This is a genomic window from Photorhabdus sp. RM96S (genome assembly GCF_042879335.1).
GTDB lineage: Bacteria > Pseudomonadota > Gammaproteobacteria > Enterobacterales > Enterobacteriaceae > Photorhabdus > Photorhabdus kayaii.
This window is the reverse complement of record NZ_JBHFKT010000072.1, coordinates 1-8,575: the sequence shown is the minus strand read 5'-3', so window position 1 is coordinate 8,575 and position 8,575 is coordinate 1. Positions and strand designations below refer to the sequence as shown.

8 protein-coding genes are annotated in these 8,575 nt (G+C 40.5%); 3 read left to right on the top strand and 5 right to left on the bottom strand.

Translation table 11 applies throughout. The features are described 5' to 3' along the window. Positions 1-322: 322 nt before the first annotated feature. Positions 323-724, top strand: coding sequence for a hypothetical protein (locus tag ACGF49_RS23605; RefSeq protein ID WP_113043706.1), 402 nt, complete (start codon positions 323-325; stop codon positions 722-724). 29 nt (positions 725-753) lie between these two features. Then, the gene (locus ACGF49_RS23600; protein WP_113043705.1) at positions 754-2,013 is read left to right on the top strand and encodes an insecticidal delta-endotoxin Cry8Ea1 family protein; all 1,260 of its coding nucleotides are present in this window, start codon (positions 754-756) and stop codon (positions 2,011-2,013) included. A 428-nt stretch (positions 2,014-2,441) separates the two neighbouring features. Here ACGF49_RS23600 and fis read toward each other — a convergent pair whose 3' ends face one another. The 5 genes from fis to ACGF49_RS23575 all read right to left on the bottom strand — a co-directional run bounded on the left by fis (position 2,442) and on the right by ACGF49_RS23575 (position 6,624). Next, positions 2,442-2,738 carry a DNA-binding transcriptional regulator Fis gene (gene fis, locus ACGF49_RS23595; RefSeq protein ID WP_010847912.1) on the bottom strand — a complete coding sequence of 99 codons (297 nt, stop codon included), beginning with the start codon at positions 2,736-2,738 and terminating at the stop codon, positions 2,442-2,444. A 25-nt stretch (positions 2,739-2,763) separates the two neighbouring features. Continuing rightward, a complete protein-coding gene (dusB, locus tag ACGF49_RS23590) occupies positions 2,764-3,729 on the bottom strand; it encodes a tRNA dihydrouridine synthase DusB (RefSeq protein WP_271859666.1) in 966 nt (321 codons plus the stop codon). A 283-nt stretch (positions 3,730-4,012) separates the two neighbouring features. Beyond that, positions 4,013-4,903, bottom strand: coding sequence for a 50S ribosomal protein L11 methyltransferase (prmA, locus tag ACGF49_RS23585; RefSeq protein ID WP_113043703.1), 891 nt, complete (start codon positions 4,901-4,903; stop codon positions 4,013-4,015). A 43-nt stretch (positions 4,904-4,946) separates the two neighbouring features. Next, positions 4,947-6,392 (bottom strand): sodium/pantothenate symporter, encoded by a 1,446-nt coding sequence (panF, locus tag ACGF49_RS23580; RefSeq protein WP_113043702.1) that lies wholly within the window; start codon positions 6,390-6,392, stop codon positions 4,947-4,949. Further along, positions 6,382-6,624: a YhdT family protein gene (locus tag ACGF49_RS23575; RefSeq protein WP_112879754.1), complete on the bottom strand. Its 243-nt coding sequence runs from the start codon at positions 6,622-6,624 to the stop codon at positions 6,382-6,384. The genes panF and ACGF49_RS23575 overlap by 11 nt, the downstream gene beginning before the upstream one ends. A 693-nt stretch (positions 6,625-7,317) precedes the next feature. On the opposite strand from ACGF49_RS23575, the gene ACGF49_RS23570 reads away from it, so the two are divergent. Further along, a complete protein-coding gene (locus ACGF49_RS23570; RefSeq protein WP_387493057.1) occupies positions 7,318-8,496 on the top strand; it encodes a multidrug effflux MFS transporter in 1,179 nt (392 codons plus the stop codon). Positions 8,497-8,575: the final 79 nt, after the last annotated feature.

Below are 8,575 nucleotides of genomic sequence, written 5' to 3'. Positions count from 1 at the left end.
CCAGTATAAAAGACAGTCAGGCGGCTAAACGTCGAAGAGCCATTTGGTCAGGGGAATTCCGTAGTCAACTTATCTTTGATTAAATTAAATACAAAGTGGAATCCCGCCCTGCGACGGCAAGGGAGTGAATCCCTGGGAGCATAGGTAACTATGTGACCGGGGGGAGCGAGTGCAGCCAACAAAGAGGCAATTTGAAAGATGACGGGTATAGTAGTTCTATGATAGTTAAAGAGTATCTTTAATTAAGTGGTAATGCTGTTTTTGAAAATATTTATATGCAAGTTGAGTATATTTTATTTAAATTTTAATGAGGAAAATAAATATGTCTAGAATAACCATTGTTGTTGATTCAGATGATCAGAAAGCAGAATTTTATTCTAATTCTCCTGTTCCAGTATATAAAGATTTAAATGCAGTTGGTCCTTTGAGTGATGTGACTATATCACCTCATGCCAGTGTGGAAGTGTTTAGAATAGATACACCAGTAATTCCAGAATCCAGAAGCTCTCTGAGAGTTGTAAATACAGGGCTATCAAATAGTGTTACGGCTAAATTTTACTGGTCTCATAGTTTTACCTCTGAATGGTTTGAGTCTGGTTCTATAGATGTAGGATTAGGAGAAGAGAAGGTGTTAAACGTGCCTAGCAACTCTTTTTATTATAGTAAATTTGTTATCTATAATAACACGGACAAAGTTGCTTATGTGACGGCAAATTTGGTTTAAGCATCTTATTTTAATTGAAGGGTTCCATTATGCATACAGAAAATGTTTTAGACATAAGAACCATTGTGGCTAATGAATATGCTGTAAAAACGAGTGCATTAGAGTGGGATGTTACTGATATTGTAAAAAATGCAATCATAGGGGGAATATCCTTTATCCCTTCGGTTGGTCCCGCTATATCTTTTTTAGTCGGTTTATTCTGGCCTCAATCGAAAGAAAATATATGGGAAGGGATTGTCAAACAAATTGAAAGGATGATAGAGGAGTCTGCGTTAAAGACGATTAAAGGTATCCTTGCTGGTGATATTGCATATATACAAGAACGAATGGCAACCGTTGCTGATCTTCTTGATAAGCATCCAGGATCAGAAGAAGCGAGGAGTGCTTTTAATAACCTGGCAGAAAATATAGATGGCTATCACAAAAAGTTTAGTAATTTTTCGGATGATGTTAATTATCAGATATTACCCATGTTTTCTACTACGGTTATGATGCAGATAACATATTGGGTTGCTGGTTTAGAGAGAAAAGATGAAATTGGGCTTAGTAATATTGATGTTGAAAAAGTCCGAGGATTAATTAAAAAGACGGTAGAACAGGCTAATAGTTATATTAACAATATATATGATAGAGAGCTTAATGATGCTCTTAATAACTCGACGGCTGACACTGTTGCAAATAATGTTATGTCTGTTCATGGTCACTGTCGTTTACATGGGATTGAATATATCAGTATTTGGGATAAATTAAGTGAAGCTGAGTCGGTAAATAATAAAATCTATGTTGATGTTTTAAGTTATTCTACTTTCTTTGACCGTCAAACAGCAAAAGCCAGAATTCAGGCATTGACTCCAGAGAAAGATATGACTCCACCTCTCAAACCGGCTCTTAATGGAGGAAAAAGAAGAAAGATAGATTCGTTAACGGGACATATTGTGCGTATTGGAGGGGCTGCGAGGGTAGGAGGGCTGACAGTTGTATTTGATGATGGTAATCGCCATCAATTAGGTACAATATCTGGTGAGACGTCATCTATTTCTCTGAATGGTAGTCGAATTACCAGTTTGGAAGTATGGGGAAATGGTGCTGTTGATCAAGCGGTCTTTACTTTAAATGATGGTCGTTCATTGTCATTGGGCTCGCCTGGAACATCTCGATATAGGAAGTTTTATGTTGGTGAAAGCCACTATATTGCAGGGATATATTTGTCCAGTGATTACAACCCATTAGCTGGTCAGGCAGCAAATATTGCTGTATCTTATCAGTTGATAAATGATGATGAAAAATAATAGCTTTTAACAAGGTATATTTATGTACGTAGAATGTTATTAGCTATCTTCTTTATTTGATGCAATTGCCGACGTCTATGTTCATATGGTGGATAGTTCTTTTGATGAATAGCTATTTTGATGTTGGCAATTTTTGTATATTATCTCAATAACGACTTACCTCAATAACGACGTTCCCTATAAGCAGACATATATTCTCTTGGGGATCGATCGGTCATTTTCTTGAAAAAGATGGTGAAATCGCTACCACGCACAAGGGAAAGCGTTAGATTCTAAGTTATATTTTATCAATATAGCCTCATGCAATGGCTAAAGAGCATTGCAATGCTGTTATTCCAGTAGCATCAATCCTCTACCGGTGAATTTGGCAAAAAAGGCACTTTACCAAGAGGTACAGCGCCTTTTTTAATGAACTAACGGTTAATTAATTAGTTCATGCCATATTTTTTCAATTTCTTACGCAGTGTGCCACGGTTGATGCCCATCATCAGGGCAGCGCGCGTTTGGTTGCCACGGGTGTATTGCATCACCATGTCCAACAATGGCTGTTCCACTTCAGCCAATACCAACTCATACAGATCATTAACATCTTGACCGTTTAATTGAGCAAAATAGTTCTTCAGTGCTTGTTTAACTGAATCACGTAAAGGTTTTTGGGTTACCTGATCTTGTGAATTTACAGTAGCAACGGTTAGTACGTCAGAATTTACGCGTTGTTCGAACATAGTTCTGTCAGCTCTTTTCTTTATATTACGCAAAATTTTCGAAATATGCCCCCAACACCTCCAGCTGTTCGCTGGCATCCTCTATGGTGTTGAATGTGCGCCGGAACTGGTCATCAGGAGCATGTTCCCGGAGATACCAGGATACATGCTTACGTGCTATACGGGCTCCTTTGCTTGGACCATAAAAGTCGTGCAATTCCTGTATATGCTCGTTCATTAAATGCTGCACTTCGCCAATCGGCATCGGTGACAGCAGTTCTCCTGTTGCCAGATAGTGCTGGATTTCCCGGAAGATCCAGGGTCTTCCCTGAGCAGCGCGGCCTATCATCAGGGCATCAGCCCCGGTGTATTCAAGCACTGCTCTGGCCTTAAGCGGGTCAGTAATGTCACCATTGGCAATAACCGGGATGGCAACAGTCTGCTTAGCTGTCCGAATATTGTCGTACTCTGCCTCTCCGTTAAACAAACAGGCACGAGTCCTGCCGTGGATCGTCAGAGCTTGGATACCACAATGCTCGGCCAATTGGGCAATCTTTACACAGTTTCGTTCTTCTGGCGACCATCCAGTGCGGATTTTCAGCGTAACAGGAACATCTACTGCGTTTACAACGGCAGAAAGAATTTTTTCCACCAATTCAGGGTAACGTAGTAAAGCCGAACCTGCTAGCTTACGATTCACTTTCTTGGCTGGACACCCCATGTTGATATCAATGATCTGAGCACCATTAGAGACGTTGATCTTCGCTGCCGCTGCCATTTCATTGGGATCACTGCCAGCAATTTGCACGGAACGAATTCCCGGTTCGTCACTGTGAACCATACGTAGCCGGGATTTGTCTGTCTTCCAGACCTGTGGGTTGGAAGAAAGCATTTCCGATACTGTCATACCTGCACCCATTTTGTAACATAGTGACCGAAACGGGCGGTCAGTTATGCCAGCCATTGGGGCCGCAATAAGACAGTTTTTCAGCTGGTATTGTCCGATACGCATAGACGAAGAAAGAGTGGCCATACTGTGACTGCAAGGGCGCGTATATTACGCATTTTTCGCAAAATATGAAAGGCCAAACTTTGAGCAAATCGTCATTTGTCACAACTTTTTTCCAGCTTCTCTTCTGTGGTAAATATAATTATTCATAAATAACATGGTGTTATATGTTATTGGTAAAGTTTATCACTTAGGATTTTTCTACCAGCAAGTTTGCTGACAGCACGGATTATCATCAATAAGCGATCAAAATTTGCACTTGAAATTATAACAAAATAAAATAATTCTAATTTGTTGTTATTTTTACCCCAGATATCCGGCACCATTCTTCCTGTTCCGCAACAGGATCGATTACAAATTTATCTGTATAAGCCTGAATAACACTTTCTGCTTGGTTCGTTAAAATGCCCGATAGACCTAACAGGCCACCCGGTTTTGGTAATGCACCAATTACAGGGGCGAGTTCACGTAGAGGGCCTGCCAAAATATTAGCAATTACTACATCAGATTCAAGATCAGTTGGTGCATCTTTCGCCAAATATAGCGTTAAACGCTCCAGAACGCCATTACGTTCTGCGTTGTCTCGGCTGGCCTGAATAGCTTGTGGGTCGATATCTATGCCAATAGCGTGCGTTGCACCGAGCTTTAGCGCAGCAATTGCGAGTATGCCGGAGCCGCAACCAAAATCGATAACCGTTTTACCTTCCAGATTGAGTCTGTCTAGCCATTGCAGGCATAACGATGTAGTTGGGTGAGTACCTGTACCAAAAGCCAGTCCAGGGTCTAGCATAACGTTGACAGCATCTGGATCAGGGATGTCGCGCCAGCTTGGACAGATCCATAAGCGGTTGCCAAAACGCATTGGGTGGAAGTTATCCATCCATTCACGTTCCCAGTCTTTGTCTTCCAACTGCTCAATTTTATGAATAAATCCTTCACCCAACTGAGGAACTTGTTCGAGTTGGCTGATAACTGCTTTCATATCCGTTTCAGCATCATAAAGCCCGATGACATCTGTATCTCCCCATAAACGAGTCTCGCCTGGTAAGGGTTCGAATACGGGATTATCGTGGCTATCTTGAAAGGTGACTGATACTGCTCCATTTTCCATTAGAGTATCTCCAAGGGATTCAGCGAGCTGTCCTGTAGTATTTAATCGAAGTTGTATCCAAGGCATAAAAAATTTTCCTTAATTGAAAAAATAGGGTAAAGAAACCGACTTAGTGTGGTCTGGCCGCTTTTAGCGGTAATCGCTGACTGATGGTATTGCCCATCCAGAAAGTTAGCAGGCTGAGTAGCAGCGATGGCACGATCGGATGGAAGCCCAATAGATGGATATTGAAACTCGCGAGCAGAGTGTAGCTTGTTGCCCCTGTAATCATCGAACTGACAGCGCCATAGGCATTGGCTTTTTCCCAATACAGGCCCAGTACTAATGGCCAGAGGAATACGGCCTGTAAGCCACCGAAGGCCAATAGATTCAGCCAGATAATCATCTCGGGTGGGTGCCAGGCGGCTAAAAGTAGCAACAAACCAAGAATCAGGGTAGAAAAACTGGAAATTCGGGCGAGTCTTTTTTCCTGTACGATTTGTTGTGGAAACAGGTTTAGGTAGAGATCTTTGACGATTGTTGCAGAAGATTGCAGCAGTTGTGCATTAATTGTGGACATAATGGCGGCCATCGGTGCGGCTAGAAAAATTCCAGCAGCGAATGGTGGCAATACAGTGATCATCAATGTTGGGATCACCTGATCGGGAATGGTCAGATCAGGAATAATGGCTCGACCAATTGCGCCTGCTAGGTGCATACCAAACATGAGGATCGTCATGACGATGGTTCCGATGATGATCCCACGGTGAACAGCTTTGCTATCGCGGTAGGAGATGCAACGAACGGCAGTATGAGGTAATCCAATTACCCCAAAACAGACCAGTATCCAGAACGATGCCATGAAAGGTCCGCTAAGGATATGGCCTGCGCCTTGTGGGGAAACCAGCTCAGGATTAATTGTTCGTAATGTGGCGACCGCCTCTGACAGACCTCCTGCCTTATAGATAATCGCCACCAGCAGTAGAACAGTGCCTAGCAACATTACCAGCCCTTGTAGGGCATCATTGAGAACACTCGCTCTGAACCCCCCAAATGCGGTATAGAGAGCGATAGAGATACCGAAAATCATTAATCCAGTGCCATAAGGGATACCCGCAGCAGTTTCCAGCAGGCGTGCGCCGCCAATAAACTGAACGGTCATCGCGCCAATAAAAGCGACTAAAAGACTTAGGCTGGCAAACCAAACCAGAAAACGACTGCCATAACGGGCATATAACATGTCATTAAGGGTGACGGCATTATAGCGACGGGCAAGAATGGCAAATTTTTTACCTAACACACTCAGGGAAAGCCATATTGCTGGCAACTGAATCAGCGATAGTAATACCCATCCCAAACCATATTTATAGGCTGCTCCTGGCCCGCCGATGAATGAGCTGGCACTGATATAGGTGGCAGTAATGGTCATTGCCAATACAAAGCCGCCCATTGAACGGTTGCCAAGGAAATACTCAGTCAGGAAGGTGCCTTTCTGGTGGCGTCGATAAGCGTAAACTGACAGGAGAAATACCAATGCAAGATAGCCAAGCAGAGGTAAGATAACTTCACTTTGCATTCTCATCCTCCAGCGGGACTTCTTTGAAAATAAACTTCACCATTAACCAGCAGAGGATAATGAATACAACTGGTAGTAACAAACATGCCATTTCAAACCAGCGAGGTAAGCCGGTGACACCGGGAGCATCACTGGGTAAATAGGCTGTCAATAGCCAGCCAATAAGATAAGCAAGCGTTAGGAACACGGCCCAAAGTGCTTCTTTATGGGATTGAACAAATCGTCTGTCCATTCGTTCTTCCGGTAATAAAATAAGATGGGAAGGGAAGGATTGTACGGCAAGATGCGAATTCATTCAGGAAATATTTAAGCAGCGCAGAGTCAACGTCTTCAAAGGTATTGACGTTAACTACGGCATAATAGCGACCGTTAATTTGACTGATGACAACAGGCACTACTCCGCACTGACGAATGATGTCCAGACAGCATTGTGCTTGGTACAAAAAGGGCAAGTACATGTTCGTGCTGGAATCTCAAAATGATTTTTTTAGTATTATATGTTGTATTTTGTATTTTTTTTATTCATTTTTGAACTTAAATTCTATGTTTTTTTGTTTGCTAAAAGTGATGTTAGTGTTACTATTTTTTTAATTAATATTTACATGAATTTATTTTTGTAAAAGTTAATTATTAAAGAAGTTGTGTAAAAGTATCTCAATATTTGGAGGGGGTATTTATAGAGTAAAAAATTATTAATCTAAAGCGTAAATGGGATTTAATTTTCATGTTGTTATGAAAATCCTTCAATTCTTGCAGCACAAGGTGATATGCAAATTAATTTGTTACCTTTTCACATGCAAGATCTTGATCTTTTCATTAAATAAGTGATTGTGTGCATTTAATGTAAATTTAACTGGTACATAACTTTTATTTTATACGGAATTTATTCAGGGATAATGTTTATTATATTGATTGGTTATGGTCCATGAAAAATAAATCTTTATTATTTATCGTTTTAATGGCTTTTCTTTCTATGGGGGGATTGGTTTCATCGGATATATTTCTACCCGCCTTGAGTAAGATGGGAAACTATTATCACGTTAGCGAATCTAGTATACAAAGTACAATAACTATATTTCTATTTGGTATAGCCTTTTCTCAACTTATTTATGGGCCATTAAGTGATTGTTTAGGAAGAAAAACGGTTCTTATTTCTGGGATGATTATATGGTTGATTTCAACAATCGGTATTTTTTACAGTACACATATTAGTGAGTTACTATTATTACGTTTATTTCAGGGAATAGGCGCTTGTGCTGGTATTACATTAAGTCGTGCCATTATTAGTGATCTGATGGAGAAAGAAGAGGCAGCCAATTTGTATCTGATTATTTTCCCTTTTGTGGGAATGTCACCCGCTATCGCACCAATGATCGGCGGTATGTTAAGTGAATATTATGGCTGGAAATCCTGTTTTTTATTTCTTATTTTATTTATAACAGTCACGCTTATATTGTGCTTGCTAGTTCTGAAAGAATCACTACCAATAAATAAACGCAAAAAATTAAGTATTAAAAATGTATTGGTTAGTACTTACCAAGTGATAATAAATAAAGAGTTTCTTTACTATGCAGCAATACCTTGCTTCGCTTATACGGCATATTTTTCTTATTTGATTGAATCTCCATTTATTCTTACAGCTATGGGATTACCAGAAAAATATGTTGGTTACACCTATATAATGCTCTCTTTAAGTTATGTGTTGGGTAATCTTACGGCTAAAAAATTAAGTCGCCGTCAGGGCGTGAGAAAGACAATTTCTCATGGTTATCTCATCTTTGTTGTTGGAGGTATTGCTTTCACGATACAAATGTTTTTTAGTTCCTACCCATTGATAACTTCTGTGCTAACAATATCAGTATTGACTTTCGGTAATGGTTTTTTATTGCCACTAGGTACTGCATCGGCAATTGCCACGCATTCTCAAGCGGCTGGGACAGCTTCCGGCGTAATGGGAACATTGCAATTAGGTAGTGCAGGACTGGCATCATTGTTTATTGGTTATATATCTCACCATGAACCTATTAAAGTGGCATCTATCATCACAGTTGTTTCTTTGGTCGGTAGTATTATCAGGGCTAACGCATCAAAGCTCATTATATAAACAAACTCAAGGATTCGAATAAATAATCATCATTTAAACAACAGAGCCTGCGTTTATTTTCCATGCTTAACTTACGGGA

Bases quoted from the DNA above. Each gene is read 5' to 3' on its own strand.
- ACGF49_RS23605 (WP_113043706.1), top strand. From the start codon at position 323: ATGTCTAGAATAACCATTGTTGTTGATTCAGATGATCAGAAAGCAGAA.
- ACGF49_RS23600 (WP_113043705.1), top strand. From the start codon at position 754: ATGCATACAGAAAATGTTTTAGACATAAGAACCATTGTGGCTAATGAA.
- fis (WP_010847912.1), bottom strand. From the start codon at position 2,738: ATGTTCGAACAACGCGTAAATTCTGACGTACTAACCGTTGCTACTGTA.
- dusB (WP_271859666.1), bottom strand. From the start codon at position 3,729: ATGCGTATCGGACAATACCAGCTGAAAAACTGTCTTATTGCGGCCCCA.
- prmA (WP_113043703.1), bottom strand. From the start codon at position 4,903: ATGCCTTGGATACAACTTCGATTAAATACTACAGGACAGCTCGCTGAA.
- panF (WP_113043702.1), bottom strand. From the start codon at position 6,392: ATGCAAAGTGAAGTTATCTTACCTCTGCTTGGCTATCTTGCATTGGTA.
- ACGF49_RS23575 (WP_112879754.1), bottom strand. From the start codon at position 6,624: ATGGACAGACGATTTGTTCAATCCCATAAAGAAGCACTTTGGGCCGTG.
- ACGF49_RS23570 (WP_387493057.1), top strand. From the start codon at position 7,318: ATGAAAAATAAATCTTTATTATTTATCGTTTTAATGGCTTTTCTTTCT.